The sequence below is a fragment of the Streptomyces echinatus genome (genome assembly GCF_014203595.1).
GTDB lineage: Bacteria > Actinomycetota > Actinomycetes > Streptomycetales > Streptomycetaceae > Streptomyces > Streptomyces echinatus.
Genome location: NZ_JACHJK010000020.1, coordinates 90,683 through 116,946, shown reverse-complemented (window position 1 = coordinate 116,946; position 26,264 = coordinate 90,683). Strand labels below are relative to the sequence as shown.

At 71.6% G+C, this 26,264-nt stretch carries 19 protein-coding genes and 1 pseudogene; 9 read left to right on the top strand and 11 right to left on the bottom strand.

Annotation, left to right across the window (positions count from 1 at the left end):
* On the bottom strand, positions 1-2,384 hold a 2,384-nt coding region (locus tag FHS34_RS37280; RefSeq protein ID WP_313149757.1), incomplete at its 3' end, for a non-ribosomal peptide synthetase.
* A 357-nt stretch (positions 2,385-2,741) separates the two neighbouring features.
* Here FHS34_RS37280 and FHS34_RS37275 point away from each other — a divergent pair.
* Positions 2,742-4,001, top strand: coding sequence for a lysine N(6)-hydroxylase/L-ornithine N(5)-oxygenase family protein (locus FHS34_RS37275; RefSeq protein WP_184973998.1), 1,260 nt, complete (start codon positions 2,742-2,744; stop codon positions 3,999-4,001).
* A gap of 16 nt (positions 4,002-4,017) precedes the next feature.
* Here the strand turns inward: FHS34_RS37275 and FHS34_RS37270 are convergent, their stop codons facing one another.
* Both FHS34_RS37270 and FHS34_RS37265 read right to left on the bottom strand, forming a co-directional pair.
* Positions 4,018-4,743, bottom strand: coding sequence for an FMN-binding negative transcriptional regulator (locus tag FHS34_RS37270; RefSeq protein WP_184973996.1), 726 nt, complete (start codon positions 4,741-4,743; stop codon positions 4,018-4,020).
* 47 nt (positions 4,744-4,790) lie between these two features.
* Positions 4,791-6,368, bottom strand: coding sequence for a (2,3-dihydroxybenzoyl)adenylate synthase (locus FHS34_RS37265; RefSeq protein ID WP_184973994.1), 1,578 nt, complete (start codon positions 6,366-6,368; stop codon positions 4,791-4,793).
* 241 nt (positions 6,369-6,609) lie between these two features.
* Between FHS34_RS37265 and FHS34_RS37260 the strand changes: the two genes are divergently transcribed.
* The 3 genes from FHS34_RS37260 (at position 6,610) to FHS34_RS37250 (ending at position 15,673) form a co-directional block, all read left to right on the top strand.
* Positions 6,610-12,765 carry a non-ribosomal peptide synthetase gene (locus FHS34_RS37260; protein WP_184973992.1) on the top strand — a complete coding sequence of 2,052 codons (6,156 nt, stop codon included), beginning with the start codon at positions 6,610-6,612 and terminating at the stop codon, positions 12,763-12,765.
* 70 nt (positions 12,766-12,835) lie between these two features.
* Entirely contained in the window at positions 12,836-13,345 is a 510-nt protein-coding gene (locus FHS34_RS37255) for a GNAT family N-acetyltransferase (RefSeq protein WP_184973990.1), read from the top strand.
* Between the two features lie 288 nt (positions 13,346-13,633).
* The gene (locus FHS34_RS37250; RefSeq protein WP_184973988.1) at positions 13,634-15,673 is read left to right on the top strand and encodes a tetratricopeptide repeat protein; all 2,040 of its coding nucleotides are present in this window, start codon (positions 13,634-13,636) and stop codon (positions 15,671-15,673) included.
* A 111-nt stretch (positions 15,674-15,784) separates the two neighbouring features.
* On the opposite strand, the gene FHS34_RS37245 is transcribed toward FHS34_RS37250, so the two are convergent.
* Positions 15,785-16,852: a GlxA family transcriptional regulator gene (locus tag FHS34_RS37245; protein WP_225817770.1), complete on the bottom strand. Its 1,068-nt coding sequence runs from the start codon at positions 16,850-16,852 to the stop codon at positions 15,785-15,787.
* A 140-nt stretch (positions 16,853-16,992) separates the two neighbouring features.
* Between FHS34_RS37245 and FHS34_RS37240 the strand changes: the two genes are divergently transcribed.
* Positions 16,993-17,823 (top strand): dienelactone hydrolase family protein, encoded by an 831-nt coding sequence (locus FHS34_RS37240; protein WP_184973986.1) that lies wholly within the window; start codon positions 16,993-16,995, stop codon positions 17,821-17,823.
* A gap of 76 nt (positions 17,824-17,899) precedes the next feature.
* Here FHS34_RS37240 and FHS34_RS37235 read toward each other — a convergent pair.
* From FHS34_RS37235 to FHS34_RS37225, 3 genes and pseudogenes are all read right to left on the bottom strand, one after another.
* Positions 17,900-18,329: pseudogene (locus FHS34_RS37235) on the bottom strand (GNAT family N-acetyltransferase); the annotation flags it as partial.
* Positions 18,330-18,493: 164 nt separating this feature from the next.
* Positions 18,494-18,883 carry a transcriptional regulator gene (locus tag FHS34_RS37230; RefSeq protein ID WP_225817771.1) on the bottom strand — a complete coding sequence of 130 codons (390 nt, stop codon included), beginning with the start codon at positions 18,881-18,883 and terminating at the stop codon, positions 18,494-18,496.
* Positions 18,880-19,383, bottom strand: a complete 504-nt coding sequence (locus FHS34_RS37225) for a hypothetical protein (protein ID WP_184973984.1) — start codon at positions 19,381-19,383, stop codon at positions 18,880-18,882. Before FHS34_RS37225 ends, FHS34_RS37230 begins: the two co-directional genes overlap by 4 nt.
* Before the next feature lie 382 nt (positions 19,384-19,765).
* On the opposite strand from FHS34_RS37225, the gene FHS34_RS37220 reads away from it, so the two are divergent.
* On the top strand, positions 19,766-20,710 hold the full coding sequence (locus FHS34_RS37220) for a PP2C family protein-serine/threonine phosphatase (RefSeq protein ID WP_225817772.1): 945 nt from the start codon (positions 19,766-19,768) through the stop codon (positions 20,708-20,710).
* Positions 20,711-20,712: 2 nt separating this feature from the next.
* On the opposite strand, the gene FHS34_RS37215 is transcribed toward FHS34_RS37220, so the two are convergent.
* The 3 genes from FHS34_RS37215 to FHS34_RS37205 form a co-directional block, all read right to left on the bottom strand.
* Positions 20,713-21,255 (bottom strand): GNAT family N-acetyltransferase, encoded by a 543-nt coding sequence (locus tag FHS34_RS37215; protein WP_184973980.1) that lies wholly within the window; start codon positions 21,253-21,255, stop codon positions 20,713-20,715.
* Positions 21,256-21,468: 213 nt separating this feature from the next.
* Positions 21,469-22,029 carry a cysteine hydrolase family protein gene (locus FHS34_RS37210; RefSeq protein ID WP_184973978.1) on the bottom strand — a complete coding sequence of 187 codons (561 nt, stop codon included), beginning with the start codon at positions 22,027-22,029 and terminating at the stop codon, positions 21,469-21,471.
* Positions 22,026-22,472, bottom strand: a complete 447-nt coding sequence (locus tag FHS34_RS37205) for a hypothetical protein (protein WP_184973975.1) — start codon at positions 22,470-22,472, stop codon at positions 22,026-22,028. Before FHS34_RS37205 ends, FHS34_RS37210 begins: the two co-directional genes overlap by 4 nt.
* A 46-nt stretch (positions 22,473-22,518) precedes the next feature.
* On the opposite strand from FHS34_RS37205, the gene FHS34_RS37200 reads away from it, so the two are divergent.
* Positions 22,519-22,839, top strand: a complete 321-nt coding sequence (locus tag FHS34_RS37200; protein WP_225817773.1) for an ASCH domain-containing protein — start codon at positions 22,519-22,521, stop codon at positions 22,837-22,839.
* 70 nt (positions 22,840-22,909) lie between these two features.
* Here FHS34_RS37200 and FHS34_RS37195 read toward each other — a convergent pair whose 3' ends face one another.
* Entirely contained in the window at positions 22,910-24,154 is a 1,245-nt protein-coding gene (locus FHS34_RS37195) for an MFS transporter (RefSeq protein WP_184973971.1), read from the bottom strand.
* Between the two features lie 135 nt (positions 24,155-24,289).
* Between FHS34_RS37195 and FHS34_RS37190 the strand changes: the two genes are divergently transcribed.
* Together FHS34_RS37190 and FHS34_RS44245 are read left to right on the top strand one after the other, a co-directional pair.
* On the top strand, positions 24,290-25,234 hold the full coding sequence (locus FHS34_RS37190; protein ID WP_184973969.1) for a LysR family transcriptional regulator: 945 nt from the start codon (positions 24,290-24,292) through the stop codon (positions 25,232-25,234).
* A gap of 34 nt (positions 25,235-25,268) precedes the next feature.
* Positions 25,269-26,255: an ABC transporter substrate-binding protein gene (locus FHS34_RS44245; protein WP_225817774.1), complete on the top strand. Its 987-nt coding sequence runs from the start codon at positions 25,269-25,271 to the stop codon at positions 26,253-26,255.
* The last annotated feature ends 9 nt before the right edge of the window (positions 26,256-26,264 follow it).

Sequence of the window (26,264 nt, the reverse complement as noted above, 5' to 3'; positions counted from 1 at the left end):
GAGGACCCGAAATAGCCACGCGCCAACTGCACCCCGGACACATACAACTCACCCACGACACCGACCGGAACCAAACGCAGACCGGAATCCAGCACACGCGCGCGCATGTTCGGGATCGGAGTGCCGATCACACTGCCGTCCGTGGTCGCGTCGAGGGGCCGGTAGGTGACGTGCACGGTCGTCTCGGTGATGCCGTACATGTTCACCAGCCGCGGTTTCCGGTCGCCGTGGCGTGCGTACCACCCGCTGAGCGTCCGCGGATCGAGGGTCTCGCCACCGAAGACGACGAGCCGTAACGCGAGATCGTCCGGGAAGTCGGCGTCCGCTTCGGCCAGCTGCTGGAACGCCGACGGCGTCTGATTGAGCACGGTGACGGCTTCGGCGGCCAGCAGTCGCCGGAATTCCCGGGGGGAGCGGCTGGTCTCGTGGGAGACGACGACGAGTCGCCCGCCGTGCAGCAGGGGGCCCCAGATCTCCCAGACGGAGAAGTCGAAGGACGGCGAGTGGAACAACGTCCAGACGTCATCAGGACCGAAGTGGAACCATGATTCGGTGGCGGCGAACAGACGCGTCACGTTCGCGTGCGGAACGACTACGCCCTTGGGAGCCCCGGTCGAACCCGAGGTGTAGATGAGGTATGCGGGCTGTTCGCCGTGCCGGGGCGGGATCGCGACTCCTCCGCCGCGTTCGTCGGGCGATATCCGCGGGTGCGCGGTCGGGGGCAGGTCGACGTCCGGGCGTGTGATCACCAGGACCGGCTCGGCGTCGTCGAGCATGAAGGCGATCCGGTCAGCCGGATATCCCGGGTCCACGGGTACGTAGGCCGCCCCCGTCTTCAGCACCGCCAGCACCGAGACCACGAGGTCGATCGAGCGTGGCAGCGCCACGGCCACGAACCGTCCCTCGCCCGCACCCTCCGCTGCCAGCGCCTGTGCGAGGCCGCTCGCGCGCTGGTCCAGTTCCGCGTACGAGACGGTGACGCCGTCGCACACCAGCGCCGTCGCATCGGGCGTCGCGCTCGCCTGCTCGGCGAACCGCGACACGAGGGTGGCGTCCGGGACCGGTGCCGTCGTGTCCTCGCGCGCGGCCAGCCAGGACAGTTCCGCCGCGTTGAGGGTCTGTGTCACGTCCACCGGTGCGTGCGGGTCGGCCAGCACCGACCGCAGGCATTCGATCAGCCGGGAACACAGCGCCACGAGGTCGTCGCGATCGTAGAGAGCCGCAGGCGCGTCGAACCGGACGCACAGGTCGCCCGTGGCACTGGTGCCGTCGACATAGATGGAGATCATCAGCTCGTCGGTGACACCGAAGGAGCTGCCGGCCAGGCGTGCCGGGCTGCCGTCGAAGTCGGCCGGTTCGAGGAACGGTATGAGGTTGAGGATCGTACCGAAGGGACTGCGGGGTTCATGGCTCAAGCCGGCGTCACGCCGGATGCCGGATATCTGCAGCGAAGAGTGGCGGTAGATCCTCCGGGTTTCGGAGGTGACCACCTGGGCCAGCTCCGCCAGGGAAATGCCGGGCTGGAACGCGATCCGTACCGGGAGGACGTTCTGGACCATCCCCGGGGTCGCCCTCGTCTCGCCGAACCGGTTGTTCACGCTGAGCGAGAACAGCGGTTCGGACTGCCGGCACATCCGGCGGAAGAACACCGCTACAGCGGCGGTGGTCAGCGATGTCACGGCGACGCCCAGGGATGCTGCGACCTCCTGCCATTTCGCGTACTCCGCTGCGGGAACGCATGCTTCGAATTCACGCATCCCGAGCCGCGCGGCTGTCGAGAGACGGGGCGGTTCCCGTTCCGTGACGTCGGTCTTCGAGACGCCGTTCGGCAGCCGGACCACTTCATCGGCGTCCGCTGTGTAATCGCGCCAGAACGCCGCGTCGGCCGTGGAGCGGGGCGAGTCGCGGTACCGCCGATCGGCCCGGTGGAAGGCTTCGGGTGCGGCGAAGGTACTCGGTGGGACCGGCAGGTCCTTGCGCAGGGCCGCGTAGACAGCGGCGATTCGCTGGAACAGGAGGTTCAAGATCCCGAAGCCGTCGGAGATCAGGTGCGGGCACACCACCACCAGCTGCAGCCGGTCGTCGGCGAGGGCGATCACACCCGCGCGGATCAGGAGGTCCGACCCGAAATCGAACGGTCGTCCCACCAGATCGGACACGATCTCTTCCGCGGCGGCGTGCGGATCGGCGCGTCCGGAGACGTCGATCGAGAACGGCTGCCAGTCGCCGAGTTCCCGGAGCACTTGCCGGAGGCCGCCGTCGTCTTCGCGGAAGTTGACCAGCAGCGTGCGTGCTTCCGCCACGGCCCTGCGCATCGCGGACGTGAGGTCCGTGCGGGACACCTCGCCGTCGATCTGCCACAAAGCCATACCGTTGTTCGGCACGTCGGGCGATATGGCGTGAGCGAACCACATACGTTCTTGCGCGGCCGAAAGGGCGAGCGAGGGCATTTCCATTCACCTCGATGTGTGCTTATGGAGTGTCAGACAGCACGACATCACGTGCCGGCGGAGGACGCCGAGGCCGGCCGCCTGATTCCGTCAGCGCTCGGCGGGTGGTCGCAATCGGGATGAGGGCCGAAAGGCCGAGCGGCGGTACGGGCGTCGCGTTCCCATAGCCGGAGTTCACCACGTACCGGCCGGTCACAGGATCACTCTTTCCAGCTTCTTTCCGCCAACCGTCCCGGTGACGAACCGGGTGCGTAGCCTTCCACGCAGAGATCTCGGTGACGAGGAGGACGGGTGTCAGAGAGCGTGGTGCACGACGTCGTCGGCGTCGGCTTCGGACCGGCCAACCTGTCGCTCGCCGTCGCGCTGACCGAGCATGCCGACGATCTGACGTACCTTTTCCTCGACCGGGCACCGTCGATGAGATGGCATGGCGGAATGCTGTTGCCGGGCGCGAAGATGCAGGTCGCGTTCCTCAAGGACCTCGCCACGTTCCGTAATCCGGTCTCCCGGTTCAGCTTCGTGGCGTACCTGCATCACACCGGACGGCTGGCGCAGTTCGTCAACAACCGGGATTTCTTCACCACGCGCCGTGACTTCCACGCCTACCTCGACTGGGCCGAAGCCGGTCTCGCCGACCAGGTGCGGCGCGGAGTGACCGTGACCGGCATCGAACCGACCGGGAACGGCGACGTCATGCGGGTGCTGACCGGGGAGCCGCCCGGTGCCGCCGCGGTGTACGCGCGCAACGTCGTCATCTCGACCGGGCTGGTGCCGAGGATGCCGCCCGGCATCGCGGAGGACCAGTACGTCTGGCACAGCTCGCGATTCCTGGACAACTACCGTGCGGCACGAGGACCGCTGCGCCGGGTCGGTGTGGCCGGTGCCGGGCAGAGCGCGGCCGAACTCGTGCGGTACCTCTACGACGAGCTGCCCGACGCCGAGGTCTTCGCGTTCGTACCGTCGTACGGGTACTCGGTGGCGGACAGCACGCCGTTCGCCAACCGGGTGTTCGACCCGAAGGCGATGGACGACTTCTACTTCGCACCGGCACAGACCAAGTCGGCCATCTGGCAGTACCACAAGAACACGAACTACTCGGTGGCCGACGACGCCCTCATCCGGGATCTGCACCAGCGTGCCTACGACGACGAGACGTCCGGGCGCAACCGCCTGCACTTCCGCACGATGACGAGGGTGGAGAGCGCGAAGCGGGTGGCGGACGACACCCGCGTCACCGTCTACTCGATGGTGTCGGACAGCTCCTACGACCTCGACCTCGACGTCCTGGTCTGTGCCACCGGCTACGACCCCATGGACCCCTCGAAACTGCTCGGCGGGATGGACGGCTGCTTCGCCCGCGACGAGGAGGGCCGGTACCGCGTCAGTCGCGACCACCGGCTGGTCACCGCCTCGGATCTGACCTGCGGCGTCTACCTGCAAGGCGGCACTGAGCACACACACGGCCTCAGTTCGTCGCTGCTGTCGAACATCGCGATCCGCAGCGGCGAGATCGCGGACTCGGTCGCGGCGGCGAAACGAGCGCGGCGCTGAGGCGGCGAGCAGTCCGTCACCGCGCGGCCGGCCCCGATTCCCGCTGCCAGCGGCACATCAGGTCGGCGACCTCGCCGCGGCGGCCGGCCGGGTCGCCGCCGAAGGACTCCCGGACGCGTTCCCTGAGCTCGGATGGCTGGTCCTGGCTGAGCTTGAACATCGCCTCCGTGCGTCGGCCGTGGATGCGGAAGGCCCCGACCGCGGGCAGGATCTTGCGGAAGTAGTCCACCGACTCGGACATGTCCCAGCCCGTGCCGAACTCGGCCTCGTAGGCGCGCACGGTCTCCTGCACGACGGCCAGCGTGGGCTCGCTCTCGCCGATGCGCTGCACCGGGCCGCGCACGTGCACGGAGGTGAAGTTCCAGGTCGGCGCCGCGGGCGTGGTCCCGTAGATGGTCGGGGAGACGTAGGAGTGCGGACCGGTGAACACCAGGAGCGCCTCGCCCGCGTCCACCGCCGCCCAGTGGGGATTCGCGCGGTTCATGTGGCCCAGCAGGACGATCTCCGCCGGATCGCCGGCCGTCGGATCGTCGGCAGTCGGATTGCCGGCCGCTGGATCGCCCGCCGTAGGATCGTCGACTGCCGGATCGCCCGCCGCCGGATCGAGGATGACGGGTATGTGGGTGGCGTGCACACCCCGCCCCAGGGGGTCCGCGGTGACCAGCAGCGCCAGCGGATTCGATCGGATCATGTCCAGGGTCCAGCTCTGATCCGGCTGACGGTAGGCAGCGGGGACGAACACGTCCACCCCTTCCGGGTCTCTCGACGTTCGACGGGTGTCGGCACGCCTCACGAGCTGCGCGCCCGAGCGCGCAGCGCTTCCTTGTCGGGCTTGCCCATCGCGGTCTTCGGCAGGTCGGCCAGCGTGACGATCCGATCAGGGATCTTGTAGGTGGCGAGGCCGCGCTCGCGCAGGTGGGTCTTGACGGCGGCAGGCGGGATGTCGGTCCGCAGCAGGAGGAAGGCGTACGTCCGCTCACCCAGGGTGCGGTCCGGCACGCCGACCACGGCCGCGTCCCGCACCGCGGGATGCGTGCACAGATGCCGCTCCACCTCCTCCGGAGAGATCTTCTCGCCCGCCCGGTTGATGACGTCCTTGATCCTTCCGAGGATCACGAGGTTTCCGTCGGGACGCCGGCAGGCCAGGTCGCCGGTGCGGTAGAACCCGTCGGGAGTGAACGATCGCGCGTTCTGTTCCGGCGCCCGGTAGTACCCGCGGATCGTGGACGGCCCGCGCACCAGCAGCTCGCCGGCCTCCCCGTCGGGCAGCGGCTCCCCGGACGGCCCCACCACCAGCAGCTCGTCGGCCTCGGAAAGCGGCCGGCCCTCGGTGTTCTCGATCACCTCCTCGGGGTCGTCCACCCTGGTGTGGGCGAGGAACCCCTCGGTCGTGCCGAACCAGCGGGTCAGCCCGCACTCCAGTACCTTGCGGGCCCGTGTCGCCAGGGCGGAGTCGAGCGGGGCGCTGCCGATCTGCAGCACCAGCCGGGAGAGGTCGTGGTGAGGCCGGCCGGTGTCGGCCCACAGCCGCAGCACCGCGGGCACGAGCGAGGTGACGGTGACCTTCTCCCGCTCGATCAGCGGAAACACCTCATCGGGCCGCACACTCGAGGTGAGCACGGCCTTGCCGCCGAGCAGCAGGCTCCCCAGCACCCCCGGACAGGCGAGGGCCGCCGCGTGCGACACCGGGTTCACCGCCAGGTAGACCAGGTCCGAGCCCGCCCCCATCGCCCGGGCGGTCGCCCGCATGAGGTAGGCGAGTTCGTCATGGGTCCGGGGGATCAGCTTGGGCGGCCCGGTCGTCCCGCTGGACGACAGGAACAGCGCCGGGGCGGACGGATCGACCGACGGCAGCTCCCGCGGGGCACCGGCGAGCGCGTCGAGAGCGACGAACTCCTGGGCGTCGCCGCTGACGAGCACAGGCCCGGCGAAGGAGACCTCGCGGGCGAGCTGCCGGAAGTCGAAGCCGCCGAACGCGTCCTTGACCACGTACGCGACGGCGCCGCTGTGCGCGCAGACATGCTCCATCTCGACGCGCCGGTACCCGGGCAGGGCCAGGACGGGAATGGCACCGGTGCGCAGCAGCGCCAGGACCAGCACGACGAACTCCGGGACGTTCGGCATCTGCACCACGACCCGGTCCGACGGTCCGACGCCCAGCTCCAGGAGCCCGTACGCCAGCCGCTGCGCGTCGTCCCACAGCTCGGCGTAGGTCAGTTCGCGTTCACCGCTGACGACGGCCACGCGATCGGCGTGCCGCGCGCAGGACTCCTGGAACAGATCGCCGAGTGGACGACCGAGCCAGTAGCCGGCCCGGCGGTACTCCTGGGCGAGTCCGTCGGGCCACGGGACGAAGCCATCGATCATGATCACTTCCCTCGTCGCCGGGACCGGTCGGCGGTCCCGCCCCGGACCCTCGTCACCCGCATCGTCGCCGTGCCGTGCCCCGCGCGGGCCGATGTCTTGCCGAGATCTTTCCCCCGTGGCCAGGACGTGGCGGCCGACTGACACGGTGAGGAGACTCCGACCCCTGTCGCTCGCCTCGCGGCACGGACCACTGTGGCACGTGTCCGGCGGTCGCAGGGCCGACCACCGACAGGAGCGTCCAGTGACCGATGTCCCCGCTACGGTCCACAGTGGCACCGTCGTCGACATGCTGCGGGCCAACGCGGTGCGCGATCCGGACGCGGTCGCCTTCAGCCACCTGACGTTCCCGGCCGGCGGCCCCGAGCACGGGCGGCGCGTCTCGCTCAGCCGGGCCGAGCTGGACACCCGGTGCTGCGCGCTGGCCGACGCGCTGGCCGCGCACGAACTCGCGCGCCACCGCGTGCTGATCCTCGCGCCGTCGGGCCTGGACTTCATTGTCGCTCTGTTCGGCACGCTCTACGCCGGCGCGGTCGCCGTGACCTGCCCGCCGCCCCTGAGCGACGAAAGCGATCCACGCACCGAGCGGGCGGTCCAGATCGCGTCCGACGCGCAGGTGTCGGCGGTGGTGACGACCCGTGAGGTCCGGGACCGGCTCGGCGAGCTGCGCCGCCGGTTCGGCGACGTGCCATGGATCGCGGTGGACGACGTGGAACCCGCGGGGAGCGGGCATTTCGCGGTCCCCGCCACCGACCGGAGCGATCTGGCCCTGCTGCAGTACACCTCCGGGGCCACCGGCGGGCCGAAGGGCGTGATGATCAGCCACGACAACCTGGTGCACCAGTTGCCGCAGGCGGCGACGATCTTCCAGCTCCCGCCCGGCAGCAACGTGGTCAGCTGGATATCGCCCTACCACGCGCTCGGCATCGTCGTGCACCTCATGCTGTCGCAGTACCTCGGCGGCCAGGCGGTGTTCCTGGCGCCGGAGGACTTCGTCGGACACCCGCTGCGCTGGTTGCGCGCCATCTCCGACACGCCGGGACCCGTGCTGTCCTGCGCGCCGAACTTCGCCTTCGGTCTCTGCACCGACCACATCAGCGAGCAGGAGCGCACGGGGCTCGACCTGTCCGGCTGGCGCACCACGCTCAACACCGCCGAGCGCGTCCAGGCGCACAGCATGGCCCGGTTCATCGAGGCCTACCAGCCGTACGGCTTCCGGACGGCCGCCATGTGCCCCGGCTTCGGGATGACCGAGGCCATGGTGCTGACCGGGCAGCGCCGGGGCCGGCCGCTCGTACTGGACGTGGACGCGGCCGAGCTGGAACGGGGCAGAGCGGTGGTACTCGGCGAGCCGGACGCGGCCCCGGACGGAGCCGCCGCCGGGGGCGAACGCACGCTGCGTCTGGTCGGCGTCGGCCAGCCGGGTCCGTACTCCGAGGTGATCGTGGTGGATCCGGAGCGCGGGCGGCGGCTCGGCGAACACGAGGTCGGCGAGGTGTGGATCCGCGGCCCCGTGGTGTGCCAGGGCTACTGGAACCGTGCGGGGCTGACCGAGGAGACGTTCGGCGCGCGCCTGTCCGACGGTGAGGGACCCTACCTCCGTTCCGGCGACATGGGCTTCCTGCACGACGGTGAGCTGGTGCTGTGTGGCCGGCGCAAGGAGATGATCATCGTGCGGGGGCGCAACCTCTACCCCCACGACATCGAGTCGTCCGGTGAGCGGGCACACCCCGCGCTGCGCGGAGCGCCGACGGCGGCGTTCTCCGTGAACCGCGACACCGGCGAGGAACTGGTGCTCGTCCAGTCCGTGCCGGACGCGGACGCGCTCCCGATCTCGCTGTCGGAGCTGGCCCGGCGCATCCGCGCCGCGGTGACCGCGGCGCACGAGGTGGATGTGCACCACCTGGTGCTGGTGGAGCCTGCTCAAATACCCAAGACGATCAGTGGCAAGATCCAACGCGGCGAGTGCCGACGCCGCTATCTCGCCGGCGAGCTCGAGACACTGCTCGAACCGCTCCGGGCCGGCCCGCCGTCCGGGTCCGCACCGGTTCGGCCGGTGAACGCCCGATCCACCGGCGGGAGTGTCACCCTGCCCGGCCTGCTCGCGGCCCTGGACCCGTCCCTGCGGGCCGGCGTGATCTCGGCCGAACTGCGGCGACGCCTCGGCGAACTGCTCGACGTTCCCACCGACGACGTTCCCACCGCCGTGCCGCTGGTCGCCCTGGGCCTGGAATCGATACGCGCCATGGAACTGCGGGCCTTGCTGGAGCGGGACGTTCAGGTGGATCTACCGCTGGCCACCTTCCTGCGCTCTTCCGTGGCTGAGCTCACCGAGCTGATGGTCCACCGGCTCGACGGCCGGCACGCGTCGGCTGCGGCCGAGACGCCCGAGCCGTTCCACGCCGACCCGGAGCACCGGTTCGAGCCCTTCCGCCTCACCGGTCTCCAGCAGGCCTACCTCGTCGGCAGGCGCGCCGGCGACCGACGCGGCGATGTCGCGACCCACCTGTACCTGGAGATCGAGGCCGGCGAGCTGGACCTGCGCCGGCTGGAGACGGCGCTGACCGCGCTGGTCTCCCGGCACGACATGCTGCGCGCGGTGGTGGCGGAGGACGGCACCCAGCGGGTGCTTCCGGAATCGGACGCCACACCGGTCCCGTTCTCGGTCACCGACTGCTCCGCGGCGTCCGGCCCGCGGACCGCCGCCGCCGTACGCGAGGAACTGTCCCACGAGATCAGGCCGATCGGCCGGTGGCCGATGTGGGAGGTACGGGCGCTGATCCTGCCGGGCGACCGCATCCGTCTGCACATCAGCATCGACCTGCTGATCGCCGACGTGGCCAGCATCAGACTGTTCTTCGACGACTGGCGGCGGCTCTACGCCGGCGAGCGGCTGCCACCGCTGCGGACCACCTTTCGTGACTGCGTCAACGCCCACGCCGTCGATCCGGGAGATCCGGAATACGCCGCCGCGCGTGACTACTGGCTGCGACGGGTGCCCGGCCTCCCCGAGGGGCCGCAGCTGCCCTGGCGGCGGGGCGCGACCGCGCCCGCACGGTGGAGCAGAAGGGCTCACCGGCTGCCGGCCTCGTCCTGGTCACGCATCAGGCAACTGGCGCTCCAGCACGAGCTCACGCCGACGTCGGTACTGCTCGCGGCCTTCGCCACGGTGCTCGGGCGTTGGTCCACGACCGACCGGTTCCTGCTGAACCTGCCGCTGTTCAGCCGGCGCCGGGTGCATCCGGACGTCGACGCTCTCATCGGCGACTTCACCAGCGTGGTCCTGCTCGAAGTGGACCTCCGCGGCCGCCCCGGCATCGCCGAACTGGCCGAGCGGCTCCACCGGCAGCTGTGGCGCGACCTGGAACACGGCGCGTTCGACGGGGTGGCGGTGCAGCGCGAGCTGGCCAAGGCACGCCCGGCCACGGGCGTCCCGCACTGTCCGGTGGTCTTCGCCAGCGCCCGCGACCAGGGCTGGGACCAGCACGGTCAGGACACCGGAACGCTGGGCCAGAACTGGCTCGGCCGGACCACATGGAGCATCTCGCAGACCCCGCAGGTCCTGCTGGACCACCAGGTGTACGAGAACGCCGGGGCGCTGGAGTTCAACTGGGACTCGCCGGCGGACGCGCTCCTGCCCGGCGTGCGGGACGAGATGTTCGACGCCTACTGCCGCTTGCTCGACGGCCTGGTCGACGCCGGGGCCTGGTCGGGCGGCGTGGACGTCTGCCCTGCCGGCCTGAACGAGTTCGTGGCCCGGGTGGACGCCACGGACGGTGCGGTGCCGTCGGCGTCGTTGGCCGACGGCGTGATGGGCTGGGCCGCGCGTGAGCCGGACCGGGTGGCGGTGGTGACGGCCGACGGCGGCGTGCTGCGGTACGGGGATCTGGGGTGGTGGGCGTCCGGGGTCGCGGAAACCCTCCTGGGCTCGGACACCGACCCGGGCGCCTTGATCGCGGTGGGGATGTCGAAGTCGGCGGAGCAGGTGGTGGCCGCGCTGGGCGTCCATCTGGCCGGCCGGGCCTATCTGCCGGTGGACGTGGAGCTGCCGCCGCGGCGGCGTGCCGAACTGCTCGCGGCCGCGGGCTGTTCGGTGGTCCTCGTCCGCGCCGGCGACGACCACCGGCAGTGGCCCGACACGGTTCGGGTCGTGGCCGTGGAGGACTGCCGGGACCGGGCCCGACGGCTCGCCGAATCGCCGGCGAAGGCCACGGACGTCGCCTACGTGCTCTTCACCTCCGGCTCCACCGGCGCGCCCAAGGGGGTGACGGTCTCGCATCAGGCGGCGCTGGGCACCTGCACGGACGTCTGCGACCGGTTCGGGATCGGGGCCGACGACGCGGTGCTGGGTCTGTCGTCGCTGAGTTTCGACCTGAGCGTGTTCGATGTGTTCGGGGTGCTGGGGGCGGGCGGCCGGCTGGTGTTGCCGCGTCCCGGTTCGCAGCGGGATCCGGAACACTGGCTGGAATTGGTCGCCGAGCACGGGGTGACGGTGTGGAACAGCGTGCCCGCGGTCGCGGAAATGGTCGTCTCTCATCTGGGTGCCGGTGCCGGTGCCGGCACCGGTTCCGGCGGCCGGCAGGGCGCTGCGTTGGCCGGTGTCCGGGTGGCCTTGTGGTCCGGTGACTGGATCCCCGTCGGCCTGCCCGACCGCTGGCGCGAGTGGTCCCCCCGGTGCCGGCTGGTCTCGCTGGGCGGGGCCACCGAGGCCGCCATCTGGTCCATCTGTTACGAAATCGGCGAGGTCGACCCCGAGTGGGACTCCATCCCGTACGGCAGGCCGCTGACGAACCAGCGTGTCCATGTCCTCGACGACCGGCTGGAGTACTGCCCGATCTGGGTGGTGGGCGAGCTGTACATCGGCGGCCTGGGGCTGGCCGAGGGGTACTGGGGTGACCCCGTGCGCACCGCGGAGCGGTTCATCACCCACCCCGTGTCCGGAGAGCGGCTCTATCGCACCGGGGATCTGGGCCGGTGGCGGCCGGACGGCACGATCGAGTTCCTGGGACGGACGGACGGCCAGGTCAAGCTCGGTGGCTTCCGGATCGAGCTCGGCGAGATCGACGCCACGCTCGCCCAGCACCCGGCGATCGCGAGGGCGGTCACCACCGCCACCGGGACCCGCCACCACCCGTACCTCACCACGTTCGTCGTTCCGGACCGTGCGCAACGGCCGGCCCCGGCCCTGGAAGCCGTCGGTGACGGTGCCGAGTACGAGAGCCTGCTCGGCGCCGTGATCACCGATCCCGCCCACCGCGCGAGCGTCACCATGGCCCAGCGTGGCCGGCGTGCCGACCTGACCTCGCCGGCAACCGCACTGCCCGACCTCCTCGGCCCGGAGCGGACCGAACGCCGGTGGAACGGGCGGCGCAGCCATCGGCGGTTCGCGGCGACCGAGGTTCCGCTGGCCGAACTCGCCCGGCTGCTGGCCTGTCTGCGGGCGGTCGGCGCCGGACACCGCGCGGTGCCGAAGTACCGGTACGGTTCGGCCGGAGCGCTGTACCCGGTGCGGACATACGTCTACGTCCACCCCGGGCGCGTTGCCGGGCTGCCCGGCGGCTGCTACTACTACGACCCACTGGCACACCGGTTGTGCACCGTACGCGGTGGTGTCGAGCTGCCCGCCTCCATACACCTCTCGATGAACCAGGACGCCTTCTCCTCGGCCGCGTTCCTCCTGCTCCTCGTCGGTCCGATGGCCGAGGTCGAGCCGATGTACGGCCGGCGCGCCCACGACTTCTGCCTCATCGAGGCGGGCGCGATGAGTCAGCTGCTGGCCGAGTCGGCCACCGAGGGCCCGCTCGGGCTGTGCCAGATCGGTCTGCTGCGGGACGAGAATCCGCTACGGACGCTCTTCGCCCTGGGCGAGGACGAAGTGCTGCTGCACAGCCTGCTCGGCGGAGTGGGACTCGAGGAACCGGGCGAAGCCATGGCCGCCGACGTCCCGTCGCCTCGGGAGGCGGGGCCGATCGGGCCGGAAGGCCTGGTCGGCCGGGTACGCGAGCTCGCGATGAACGCGCTGCCCGCGCACATGGTGCCGAGCAGGATCCGGGTGATCGACGAGCTACCGCTGACCGGCCAGGGCAAAGTGGACCGCCGTCGGCTGGAGGAACTGGCCGGCCGGCCCGAGACCGGCGTCGAGACGGTCGAGCCGGCAACCGAGACAGAGGCGCGGGTCGCGGCGATCGTCGCCGAGACGCTCGGGCGTGACCGCGTCAGCGTCACGGAGAACCTGTTCGCCCTCGGGGCCGACTCCGTGCAGCTCATCGCCGTCCGGCAGCGGCTGTCCGAGGAGTTCGGCCACGAGCTGCCCCTTGCGCGGATGTTCGAGAACGCCTCGATCCGCACGGTGTCCACCGCACTCGTGACCGCGCCCCGGCCAGCGCCGGCCGAGGACTGAACCGGGCGCACGCTCCGGGGCGCGTGACCGAGGCTGTGCGACGATCCTCGTCGAACACGAGGAGGGTCCAGTGAGGTTGCGCGACGTATCGCCGGACGATGTCGATGCCTATGTCCGGATGCGATGTGATCCCGTCATGATGGCCGACCTCGGCGGCCCCCAGCCGCGCGAGGAGATGGCGGCCAAGGTTCGCCGGGATGCCGAGCAGGCGGCTGCCGGCCTTGCCTGGATCAAGATGATCGTCCCCGATCCGGCCGTCCCCGAGGTGGTGGCGGGGACGGTGACCCTCTGGTCCCACCACACCGATGACGGACCGATCTCCGAGATCGGCTGGATGGTTCTGCCCCGGTTCCAAGGGCGGGGACTGGGCAAGCGCGCCGTCCGCGCCCTCCTGGAGCAGGCCCGGGACGAGAACCGCTGGGGAGTCGTGCACGCCTTCCCGGCGACGAGCAACACCGCCTCGAACGGCATCTGCCGCTCGGTCGGCTTCCGCTTCGTCTCGGAGACCGACGTGACCTTCGCCGGGCGGGTCTTCAGGACCAACCACTGGTCCGTGGACCCGAGGACTGACCTGAACTGACAGGTTCGCGGCGCCCGCGCGAGGGCGCGGCCCTCGGGCTCCGCCTCGCGGCCGTCGCCGTTCCGGGCGCCCGGCGATCGGTGGAACGGGCCTCGGCAGGCACACCGGCCGTGCGACTCGCCCCGTGCACCATGTGGTGTCGACGCGGTCGGTCGACAGGGCCGATGCGGTGAGGAGAATGGGTACCCACATCGCGCGATGGGGGTCGGCGTGTTGCCAAATCTTCGCGAGGGCCGCGGCCGAGGGTGGCTGAGATACCTGACGGCGGTAGGCCTCGGTGCCGGTGCGTTGGGGCTCGCCGCCACCTGGACCACCGGTCCGCTCGCCACCGGAATCGGTGCGGCGGTCACGGCCGTGTACACCCTCGTCGCGGACAACATGCGGCCGCAGCGGTCTCGTTCGCACGCCGGAGCCCTGCTGCGGACCACGTCGGGAGGCATCCCCAGATGCGGTCAGCTGGTCCGCCCGGAACTGGCCGGCGTGCACCCGGCGGACGGCCAACTCGACCGGTCGGCGCCCCCGTACGTGGAACGCGATGCGGAGCCCGTGCTGCGCGCGGCATTGGCGCGGGAGGACTTCGTCCTCATCCTGGGGGAGTCGACCGCCGGCAAGACGCGCCTGGCGTACGAGGTCACGCGGGCGCTCTTTCCCCGGCACGCCTTCGTACGCCCCCTGAACAGATCCGCTCTCGCCGCCGCCATCGAGGAGACCCGGCGCAGCAAGCGTGCCGTCCTGTGGCTGGACGACCTGGAGAACTACCTGGGCGCCGACGGACTGACCTCCTCCATGCTGGCGGGTCTGCTCCAGGGCCGGACCGATCGTGCCGTGGTCCTGGCGACGATGCGGTCCGAGGAGTACCGCCGCTACGACGCCCGGGAGGAGAGCAGGCTCACCGGTTCCGACCGGGACGCGTGGCGGGTCGAGCGGGAGGTACTGGACCGGGCGAGGAAGATTCGCCTCGCTCGCCACTGGTCACCGGCCGAGCAGCAGCGTGCCACGCGGTATCAGGCCGACCCACGGATCAGGCTCGCTCTGAAGAGCTGCGACCGCTTCGGTGTCGCCGAAGTGGTGGCCGCGGGGCCGGAGTTGCTGGCCGCGTGGGAGAACGCCTGGGCGCCCGGGGCCAACCCCCGTGGCGCGGCCGTCGTGGCCACCGCCGTCGACTGCCGGCGGGCGGGGCTGCTGCGTCCGGTGAGCAGGCAGTGGCTGCAGGAACTCCATCCGCCGTACCTCGTCGAGCGCGGTGGGCCCGACCTGCAGCCCGAGCCCTTCGAGGAGGCGATGCAGTGGGCCTGTAAGGCCGCCTACGCCACGAGCGGTCTGCTGGTCGGCAACTACAGTCAGGGCTACCTGGCATTCGACTACCTGCTGAACAAGCCGGGGCTGTCACCCGTGCCGGATCACCTGTGGGAGGCGCTGCTGACCCGAGTGGATCCCACCGACGCCTACGACATGGGGCTGGTCGCCCATCAGGCGAACCAGTTGTCGCGTGCGGTCGCCGCCCTGGAACTGGCCCGGAGCGGGGGAGCGGCCGGCGCGGACTACCTGCTGGCGATCGCCGTCGGGGACCGTGGCTGGCCCCGCCAGGCAGTCGGCGATCTCGAGGACGTCGTGCGGCGCCGACGCGCCGAACTCGGCTGGTGCCATCCCGACACGCTCGCCGCGCGACATCAGCTGGCCTTCTTCAGAGGGGAGGCCGGTGACACGGCCGTGGCCGCGGCGGCGTTCGGTGAACTGGTGGTCGACACGACGGCGGCGCTCGGGCCGAACCATGCCGATACGCTGGCCGCCAGGCATCAGCGCGCCTACTTCACCGGAGAGGCGGGCGACTCGCGCACGGCGGTCCTGCAGTTGAGGACTCTCCTGGCCGACCGATTACGCGAGGAGGGCCCCGATCACCCTCAGGTTCTCGCCACGCGCCGCAGCCTCATCTGGTTCTCCAGCCTCACGGGCACTCTCGCTGACGCCCAGGAGGAGTTGCGCCTGCTTCTGCGGGACGCGCGGCGATGCCTGGGGCCGGACTCCCCGCACACACTCGCGATCGTCAGCACCCAGGCGGTGTTCACTGCCCGAGCGGGTCACGCCGCCGAGGCGGCGGCGGCATTCGGCCGGCTCGTGACCGACCGGAGCCGTGTCCTCGGCACCGAGCATCCACACGTGATACATACCCGCCTGCAAAGGTGCCAGGCGCTGCTGTCGCAAGGCCGCACCACCGAGGCCGGGGAGGACCTCGCTCAGGTCCTCCGCGACGCGCGGCGTGTGCTGGAACCCGGACACCGTCACATCGAACTCGCGAGCGACATGCTCGACGAGCTGCGACAGGGCTGAGCGGGCCGGGCGTCGCCGACTCCCTCCTCGGCGGCGGGCTGCTGCCGCCCACTGCGCGGCCTGACCTTTCGGCCGTCGGGTACCACCCCGCGAAGGTGAGAGCGGACCGCTCTACGGGCGCCTTCCGAGCCGGTTCCGGACGCCGTCGTCCGCGGCGGTCGCCCGGGCCGTGCGGCGGAAGGCGGACCGGTAGGCGCTCGGGCGCCGGCCGGTGTGGCGGGCGAAGAGGGTGGCGAAGGTGCCGGGGTCCTGGTAGCCGACGGCCGCTGCGACGGCGGCGACCGTGCGGTCGGTGGTCTCCAGGAGATGGCGGGCGCGGCGGATCCGGGAAGCCTGCAGATGCGCCAGCGGGCTGCGTCCGGTCTCCTCGGCGAAGCGGCGCAGCAGCGTGCGGGTGCTGACCCGGAAGGCGTCCGCGAGGGCCGCGAGGTCGTACCGCTCGGCGAGGTTCTGATCGAGCCGCCGCATGACCTGATGGGAGAACTCGCGGCCGGGCTGCGGGAGGAGCCGCGGGTCGACGTACGGGGTCTGGGAGGTCCGTGCGTCGTCGACGAGGGTCAGCCGGGCGGTGGCGCGGGCCACCCGCTCGCCGTGGTGCCGGCGGATCAGGTCCAGCGCGAAGTCGTACATGGCGCTGAAGGCGGCCGTGGTCGTCACCCCCGTGTCGGTGACGACCAGGTGCTCGGGCCGCACATCGGCGTCCGGGCAGCGCCTGGCCAGCTCACCGGCGTGCAGCCAGGAGGTGGTGGCCCGGCGCCGGTCGAGGAGTCCGGCCTCGGCGAGCAGGAACGCGCCGACGCAGAGGGAGACGACGGCGGTGCCGGCGGCGGCCTGCGCGCGGATCGCCGCGACCTCGGGGGCGAGTCGGGCGAGCCGCGCGTCCAGGTCCGTGTCCGGGCGCAGTTCGAAGCCGGGGACCACGAGGACGTCGACCTCGCGCAGGGGACGTACGTCCAGGATGGCGCCACCCGAGGCGGTGACCCGGCGTCGGGGCGAGACGACCGACACCCGGTAGGCGGGCGCGTCCCCGGCGACATGCCCGGCCATCGTCAACAGGTCGGGGACGCCGAACACTTCGGACGCGAAGCAGCCCGGGTACGCCAGCACCCCGACCCGCAGCGCCCCCGGCCCGGCGCCCGGACCCGTACCGTCCTCCGCCTGACGTGCCGCCTCCGCCACCGCTCCCGCACCCCCTGGTGTCCCCGGCCCGGCGCCGACGGCCGGGTACCGCTCGCCTCTCGTGCCGTGGCGAGATTACCCCTGGCCTTGGCGATCCCGCCCCTCACCCGGCGGCCGGTCCGGGGACCAGGCTGGCCCCCATGAGCGACGACGATCCGATCAGTGACTTCACCCGCCGGAGCATGGCCGTGGAGGGGGTGGAGAAGACGGTGTACGTGGCCGGGGCCGGGCCGGCCGTCGTGGTGCTGCCCGAGATGCCGGGCATCAGCCCCGACGTCCTGCGGCTCGCGCGCTGGGTGCGGGACGCGGGTTTCACCGTCCATGTGCCCTCCCTGTTCGGGACGGACGGTGCCTTCCCCACGGCCGAGGGCGGCCGGGAGGTCGTACGCCGCGCCTGTGTCAGCGCGGAGTTCCGCGCCTTCGCCGGGGGCGGCACCAGCCCGGTGACGGTCTGGCTGCGCGGCCTGGCACGCCAGGTCCACGCGACGTGCGGCGGGCCGGGGGTGGGCGCGATCGGCCTGTGCTTCACCGGCAACTTCGCCCTCACCATGGCCCTGGAGCCGGCGGTGATCGCACCGGTGGTCAACCATCCGTCGCTGCCGCTCGACGACCCCGGTGGACTGGAACTCGACGCGGCGGACGCGCGCGCGGTGCGCGAGCGGCTCGACCGGGACGGGCTCACCGTCCTCGCCTACCGCTTCGAGGGCGACCGCTGGTGCACGGGGCAGCGCTTCGCGGCCTACCGCGCGCTGCTCGGCGACGCCTTCGACGGGCGCGTCCTCCCGGACAGCGCCGCCAACCCGGCCCCGCCGCCCTTCTTCGCCGACCTGGTCGGCACCCCGCACAGCGTCGTCACCGCCCATCTCGTCGACGAGGCCGGGCACCCCACGGTCCGGGCCCGCGACGAGATCCTGGCCTTCCTCACCGACCGCCTGTACCCGGACGGGAGCCGACCGCTGCCCTCCGGCTGACCGGACCCTGGCCGACGTCTCGCCGACGAGCCGGGGCTACGCGCGCCCCACGCTGAAGACGGTGGGCGGGAGGCCGTCACGGAGTACGGAATCCGCGAAAGGTCACGCTCTTGCGGGTCGTTCCGAGCGGCGATGCGCGCGAGGAGGGCGCTCACCAGGAGGGCCGCGTGGCCTCGCCCGCGTGCCTCGGGGGCGGTGCAGGGCGCGCTGATCTCGGTCCAGCCCGGCGGACGGAGGCGTTCGCCCGCCATCGCCACCAGGGTGCCGTTGTCGCGAATGCCGAGATAGGTACCGAGCTCATGGGTGCGCGGCCGGAACGGCCCCGGTTGGGTCCGGGCGATGAGGCCGAGCCTCTTGGGCACACTCTCCGCGCCCAGCTCGACCACACCGGTCTCGGGCCCGGCAGGAGGCTGATCGGGCAGTCCGCTGCCGGGCCAGATCATCTGCCGGCCTTCGAGGACGAAGACCGGCTCCCAGTTCGACGGCGGAAGCGCCGGGGAGCTGAAGCCTGAGCCTGTCCGAGCGACGGCGGCAGGATCGATCGGCAAGGCGGCCGCGGCCGCCGTCGCAGTCTACGGCTCGGCGGGGCGCGGGGCGGCACCCCGCCCGCCGCGGCGATGTGCCCGACGCGGCGAGGAGCCGACGGCCCGACCGCCCCGCCGAGCACGGCTCAGCCGCCCGGCTCGTGTGCCTCGGCCGCGTCCGCGCCCGCCGCGTCCGCGCCCGCCGCGTCCGCGCCCGCCGCCTCCGCGCCCGCCGCCTCCGCGGCGTCGGCGATGGTCTGGAGCGCGGCGAGGTGCTGCTTGAGCGCCTTGCGGCCGGCCTGGGTCAGCGACAGCCATGTGCGCGGACGGCGGCCGACCGCTCCCTTGCGGATCTTGAGGTACCCGGCCTCCTCCAGGGCCGTCGCGATGCGGCTGACGCTCGCGTCGGAGACCTGGCAGTAAGCGCGGACAGCGGCGAACTCGGCCTCGGCGCATCCGGCGAGGAAGGCCATCATGGTCAGTCGCGTCGGATGGTGGATGACCTGGTCCAGCGCCGGTGGTTCGGCCGGGTTCACTCCGCGCTCCCCGAGGTGCCCGGTGTCGCCCGCGCCTCGGCGGCCAGGGCGTTCTTGCGGGTCTCCCGCCACCAGAGGGAACCTCCGCCGAGTACTCCCAGGACGACGGCGCCCACGCCTTGTCCGAACGTGAGGAACGCGAGGCCGGCGATCCCGTAGGCAGCCACCGGAAGGCTTTCGAGGAGCATGCGCTGCCTCCCGGCGCCACGCGGTGGCCAGGAGCGGACCCGCATGCGGAGGACCCGGACCACGCACATGACCGGGAAGGCGGCAAGCGCCGCGACCATGACGAGCAGCAGCACGAGCCCGCGGGCCGTGCCGTCCGCCTCGTACAAGAGAGGACCCGCGGCCAGGGCCATCCCGAGGCCGTGGGTGATGCCCGCCACCGGCGCCCACCACGCGGGCAGGGGAGGCGGAGTGTTGGCGGCCAGCCGGGCCCGCTCCGCGGCCCGCAGATCGCCCCGGGCCCTGGCTGAGGCGTAGTACTCGCTGCTCGACATGAACTCCCCGTTTCTCCGTGCTGTGGCGCTTGCGCCTCATTGTTGCATGTACTTTCGCGATACAAAAGTACTTCCGCATCAACGGTCGTGGCGGTGCGCTCGAACGATGAGGCCCCCGGCGGGCGCTCCGCCGTACGCCAAGTGACGGCAGCGCTTGCGTTCCGAGTCACTATGCCGGGTATATGCCGTTATGCTGTCTTCCGTGCTCTGGACTGGGTGGTTGTGGCCTCGTGGTCCGTTCCGTAGGCGGTGGAGTCTCGCCCTGCTCTCACCATTGATCTTGACTGTGGTCATCACGAGCCTGGCGTTCTCCACTCCGAGAAAGATTGCTTTCAGCCGCCTTCTGACCGCCGTCCCGGCCCTTGCAGCGTCTGTCTGGCCCGTGCTGCCGACCCTTCTGCTGGGCGCGGTCTGCGTAGCGATCATGGTTGCGCTGAGCCTTGTCTATCCCGATCTGGGCACCTGGTTCACCGTGGGCGCCATCGCCGCGGTCACGGTGACCGCCGCATACACGTGCCGTGTCCGCATCCAGCGGGAACAGGCGTTTCTACAGCTCCGCCTCGTCGCCGACGCCGCTCAGAAAGTGCTCTTGCGTCCCCTGCCCCGCCGGGTCGGGCACGTCGACATCGAGTCGATGTACCTCGCGGCCGCGGCTCAGGCCCGGATCGGCGGCGACTTCTACGAAGCCGTCGCCACGCCATTCGGCGTGAGACTGATCATCGGGGATGTACGGGGCAAGGGCCTGCCCGCGGTAGGAGCGGCCGCGGCGGTGGTCAACTGCTTCCGGGAGGCCGCGTACGACGAGTCGACCCTGGAGGGAATCGTCCGCCGCCTGGACGCCAGCAGCACCCGGCACAGCTGCACGCTTCCCCTCGGGGACCTGCTGGAGCAGTTCACCACCGTCGTGCTGGCCGAGTTCCCGCACCAGGGCGACCGCATCCGGCTGCTCAACTGCGGGCATCCTCCCCCTCTGCTCCTGCACCGCGGCAAGCTTCAGGTCCTGGACCCCACCACCGCCTCGCCGATGCTGAACCTCGCGGCTCTCCTCGGCGCCGACTACCGCACCGACACGATCGTCTGTACCCCCGGTGACCAGCTGCTCTTCTACACGGACGGCGTCATCGAGAGCCGCAACGGCGAAGGTGAGTTCTTCGCCCTGCAGGACTGGATGAGCCGCCAGACCTCGACCGAACCCAGGGCTCTGCTCGACACGCTGCACAAGGATCTGCTCCACCACAGCGGCGGTGGACTCAACGACGACGTCGCCGCCCTCGCGGTGCGCGTGCGCGACAGCGCCTCGCCGGAGACCGCGCGAAGCACCCGGTGACGTCAGGAACGGGCCAGACCCCACGTCTGCAGGGCGTAGGGCCGGCCCTTCTCCTCACCACTGATCAGCGGCACGTCGAGCAGCCGGAAGCCCGCCTTCGTGGCCACGGCGACGCTGGCGGCGTTCTCCGCCTCCAGCTCCAGGATCACCTGCTCCGCGCCCAGCTCCTCGAAGGCGTACGCGGCGATGACCCGCACCGCCCGCGCCGCCAGCCCCTGACCGCGGTGCGCCGGGCCGACCGCGTAGCCGAGCTCAGTGCCCTCGGGGGCACGCCGCAGCATCACCTCACCGAGCGGTGCGCCACCGTCGACGGTGATGGCGAGCAGGACGGCCGTACCCTCCGCCCGCAGCTGCCGGTCCCGGTCCAGCCGCGCGCGGGCGGCCGCCGCGTCGAAGGGGGAGACGATCGGGGTCCAGTACGCGATGTCGGGGTGGTCGAACAGCTCCGGCATCGCGGCCAGGTCCGCCTCCGTCCAGTCGCGGAGGACGAGACCCTCCCCCGAGAGCTCGATCCGCTCGGGAAAGGACGACGTGGCGCTGCTCATGGCGGGGACCCTCTCTGGCCTGTTCGGGACGAGGCAGGATAACCGGGTGGCGACCGCGGGATCACCGGAATTCGTACGGGACCACGTCCCTGACCGGCACCGCGGCCAGGCAGGGCCTGAGCCGGTCCGGGACCGCCCCGGCTCCTGGCCCGCGTTCGGTGCCTCCCCGTGCTGACGGCCGGCCGGGGACGTGCGTGTCCGGCCGCCTCGCCGCTATCCGGGTGCGATCGCGCCGAGCCATTCGTCGACGGTGACGACATCCGCCCACTGTGGAAACAGCCGCTCGACGAGGACCCGGTGCACCTCCGGGTCGAGGTCCAGACACCCGTCGGACAGCACGGTGAGGCCGAAGTCCATGTCGTTCGCGTGGCACAGCGTGGACAGCACCACAGCGCTGGTGGCGATGCCGGTGAGCACCAGGCTGTCGATACCCCGCGCCCTCAGCACCACGTCGAGATCGCTGCCCGAGAACGCGCTCGCCCGCCTCTTGGAGACCACCACGTCACCCGGCCGGGGCGCGATCCCCGGATGGATCTCGGTGCCCGGGGCGCCCTCGACGTAGAGGCCGGCCCGGGCGATGGCGGCGAGAGCCCGGTTGCGCGTGCCGACCTCCGGGAAGCCGGGACGGAACGCGATGACCACGTAGATCACGGGGATGCCCGCCGCCCGGGCCCCGTCGATCGCCCGGCGCAGACGCGGGAGGTATCCGGAGCCGTCGTCGACGATGTCCACGATGGACCGCTGCACGTCCATGACGAGGAGCGCGTCGCTCATACCGTCTCCGCGAGCCCCCGTACGGTCAGCCCTGCGGCCTCCCGTACGCCGGCAGCGAGCACCGCGCACGTGAACGCGATCACAGGGGCCTTCCAGTCCCAGGAGGCGAACAAGATCACTGGTATGACGAACATCGAATGGACGGCGGAGACGGCGAACGCCCCCCGCGCCCAGCGCCCGCCGATCACCGGCCGGCGCACGGTCGCCCAGTGGCGCCACCACAGTCCGGCGGCGACCGCGGCGATGCCGGCCATCACGGCAGCACCCAGCCTGGCCAGGTCGGCATCGGTCACACTGTCGGGGTCCAGTGCGGTCGAGCCGGTCGAGCGCACGCTCAGCGCGACCGCGGTCCATACGAGGGCGGCCGCACTCAGCAGGGAAGCCAGCACCGCTGTGCGCCTGCGGGCCCAACTCTTTCCCTGATGCACGGAGTTCGATTCCATGACTCATCCTAGCCATCGCCCGGAACAGGGATGCGGGGCCCGGCCCATGAACCTGTACCGCCGCTACTTCGACCTGGTCGCCGCCGGCCGCAAGACCGTCGAGGTCCGGGTCCAGTACCCCAGCCTCCGCGACCTCGCAGCCGGCCGGTACCTCCGCTTCGCCTGTGGTCAGGACGAATGTCTCGTCCGCGTCGTCCGGGTCGCCCGCTACACCTCGTTCGAGGAGATGCTCGACGCCGAGGGGCCCGCGAGGGTCGATCCCGACGCCTCGCGCGAGGAACAGCTGAGCAGCATCCGCGGCATCTACGGCCCCGAGAAGGAGGCTCTCGGCGTCCTGGCCATCGAGATCGAACGCGTCGCCGCCTGACTTCGACCGGTACCGTCCCCAGCATCTCCACGGCACCCCTGCCGATCACGCCGGCGACCGTCGCGGCCCCTCAGACACGGCTCGCTGCCGGCTCCCGTTCGATGGGAAGTGCCGCCGCGCGGCGGGGGAGCAGCAGCGGGGTCGCCAGCAGGAGCACGCCGGCCAGTCCGATGGCCGTACGCGGGCCGAACAGGCTGCCCAGCACGCCCCACGCGGCCGTCAGGAGTGCGGTCGAGGCCTTGGTCGTCACCGCCCAGGCGGTCAGCGTGCGGGCTACCCGGTCGGACGCGGTGCGTGCGAGGCGGTAGGTGGCGGAGACGGGATTGAACACCCCGCAGCAGAAGATGAGCCCGAGTTCGACGCCCATCACCAGCAGCAGCCCTCCGCTGCCCGACCCGATGAAGGCCAGGGCGACGGGCCAGAGCGCACGCAGCGCCCCGGCCGCCACCAGGACCCGGTGCTGCCCGAACCGGGTGACGAGCGGTCGCGCCAGCCGCGAGCCGAGCAGCCCTCCGATGGACGGCGCCGCGAAGGCGAGGCCGTACTGCCACGCGGGGAAGCCGAGTCGGTCGAACATCAGGACGGCCAGCAGCGGCTGGGTGGCCATCACCAGGCCATTGAACAGGGCGGTGTTGAAGAACAGCCGACGCAGCGCGGCGTCGGCGAGGATGTACCGCCAACCGCCGAACAGGTCCCCGGCCCGCATGCGCGCGGCCTCCGGGCGCTCGGGCCGCGGCTCCTCCTCGCCCATCGCGCGGATACCCAGGGCCGAGAGCAGGTAGCTGACCGCGTCGGCCACCACCGTCGCCACCGGACCGAGGACCCCGATCACCGCGCCGCCCAGCGGCGGTCCGATGATCGTCGTCGTCCAGGCCGTGGACTCGAAGCGGGCGTTGGCGGCCAGCAGGTCCTCGGCCGGCAGCAGCGCCTTCAGGAATGCGCCGGAGGCTGAGCGAAAGCCGATGTCGGCCGCCGCTACGACGACGGAGACCAGCAGGAGCTGAAGGAAGGTGAGCGCCCCGAGCGCGTACGCGGCGGGGATCGTCACCAGCGCCCCGAACCGCACCAGGTCCATCGCGATCAGCACGTGCCGCTTGCGGCGGAACTCCACCCACGGTCCGAGCGGTACCGCCACGGCCGCTCCCACCGCGGCGCCCACGGAGGCCAGCGCCGCGACCTCGGCCGGTCCGGCGTGCAGCACCCGGACGGCGATCAGCGGGAACGCGCCGAAGGCGAGCCAGGTGCCGAGCGCGCTGGTCCCGTACGCTGCCCACAACCACCCGAACCGCCGCCCCAGCCGGTGCCCGCTCGCCATGCCCGACACTCCCCGCCACTCACCCGTACAACCGATCCGCGATCGGAAGCATCAAAGCGAGCACCGTATGCGGGGGTCAAACAACCACAGGGCCGCCCAGCCACAACCAATGGTTGTGGACGTAGAGTGTCAGTCATGGACCTCGACACCGTCCGCACCTTCGTCGCCGCCGCCGACGCGGGACAGTTCCAGGAGGCCGCCGCCGAGCTGGCGGTCACCCAGCAGGCCGTCTCCAAGCGGATCGCCGCGCTGGAGCGCAAGCTCGGTGTGCGGCTGTTCAGCCGCACCGCGCGCGGCGTCGCGCTCACCATCGACGGTCAGGCCTTCCTGCCCCACGCGCGCGAGATGGTGCGCGTCGCCGAGCGCGCGGTCGCGTCCGTGCGCACCGGACGCCGGCCGCTGCGCGTCGACGTGATCGCTTCGCGCGGCGCGGCGTCGGGCCTGATGCGCGGCTTCCACCGCTCGCACCCCGATATCGACCTCGACGTGCTCATGCTGCTCGAAATCGAGGCGGCCGTCGCCGCCATCCGGTCCGGTGCGATCGACGCGTCCTTCCGTGCCGTCGCCGCGCCCGGCTGCCCCCTTCCCGAGGACATCGAGTCCGTCCGGGTGCTCGACGAGCCGCTCCAGCTGCTCACCGGCCCCGGCCACGCGCTGGCGGGCGCCCGGTCGGTGACGGTCGCTCAGCTCGCCGGGCACCGGATCTGGATGCCCGGCCTCGTCCCCGGTGCCGAGTGGACCGCCTACTACGACGACCTCGTCGCCGAGTTCGGTCTCACCATCGAGGCGACCGGCCCCAACTTCGGCTCCGACGCGCTTTTGGACACCGTCGCCGACACCCCGGCCCTGGCCACCTTCATGGGCGGTGACACCCGCCTGATCTGGCCCGCCGGCCACGGTCTGCGCCTCATCCCGGTGACCGACCCGACACCCGTCTACCCGCACTCGCTCCTCTGGCACCGCGACAACCCCCACCCGGCGCTGGCCACCCTGCGCGCCCACCTCGCCACCACGGCCGCCGGCCACGGCGCGAGCGGCACCGGCGCCGCCGGGAGCTGGACGCCGGGCTGGGCGAGGTGACACCACGCCGAACGCCACCGCGTCTTCGGTCATCGTGACGGGACCGAGGACGGCGCTCCGGCCCAGGCGTGGCGATCGGGCACGCTACGGCTCTCGTTCCGCACGCCCGTGGGAGGGGTCTGCGAAGGGCCGCCCGTGGTCAGGTGGCTTCCGTCGTCCGGCGTGCCTCAGGACCTCAGTAGTCGATCAGGCCCGTGGCACGGCTCGTTCCCGCGAACTGCAGGTAGAACTTGGTGCCGTCGAGCACGTCGGTGGCGGCCACCCCCCAGTTGCCGGCCCTCAGCGTCCGCCAGCCGTTGCAGCCCGTTGTCTTGAAGCAGGTCCTCACACTGCGGATCCCGTCCAGCTTCAGGTTGATGTCCTTGCACCTGCTGGTGGTGGACGCGGCTCAGGAGCAGCATGGTGGGCGTCCGGGACCCGTATCCTGCGGGACCACCTCGCCCCGCGCGGCGGCACCGTCAGCGAACTCGACCTGTGCGCACTCACCCCCGCGGCCGTGTGCGACGAACTCGCCGAAAGCCGCGCGTCGGCCCTCCTGCTGCTGGTCGGCCACCCCGAGCCGGCAGTGTCGATCGTCAGGTGCGTCCGCCGCGACCAGCGCCTCGCCGGTATCACGATCGGTGCTCCGGCCGGACAACCGGAGTTCCCCGAATGGGCGACACTGCTGGGCGGCGACAGCGCCGCGATCCCGTTCCTGCGCTACCTCCCCGAGCGCCTCGGCCCCCTCGGTGTCCGAGTCGAGACGGCCCTCCGTGAACGGCTGGCCGAGGCGCCCTCGTTCGTCGCCTTCGAGGGCTACGACACGGTCACCGTCCTCGCCGAGGCGCTGCGCACTCACGGCACGGACCGGGCGCGCACCGCCGGATCCTGGCCGCACGTCGCGGTCGAAGGCACCCGCGGCCGGATCCAGTTCACCCGCACGCCAGGAATCGGTGTATGGCAGTGGGCGTGGGCGCCGGTCCAAGTCGTCGACCGGGACCCGGTACACCCCGATCGCTTCCGGATCCTTCACGAGGGCTGAGAGGGCGTG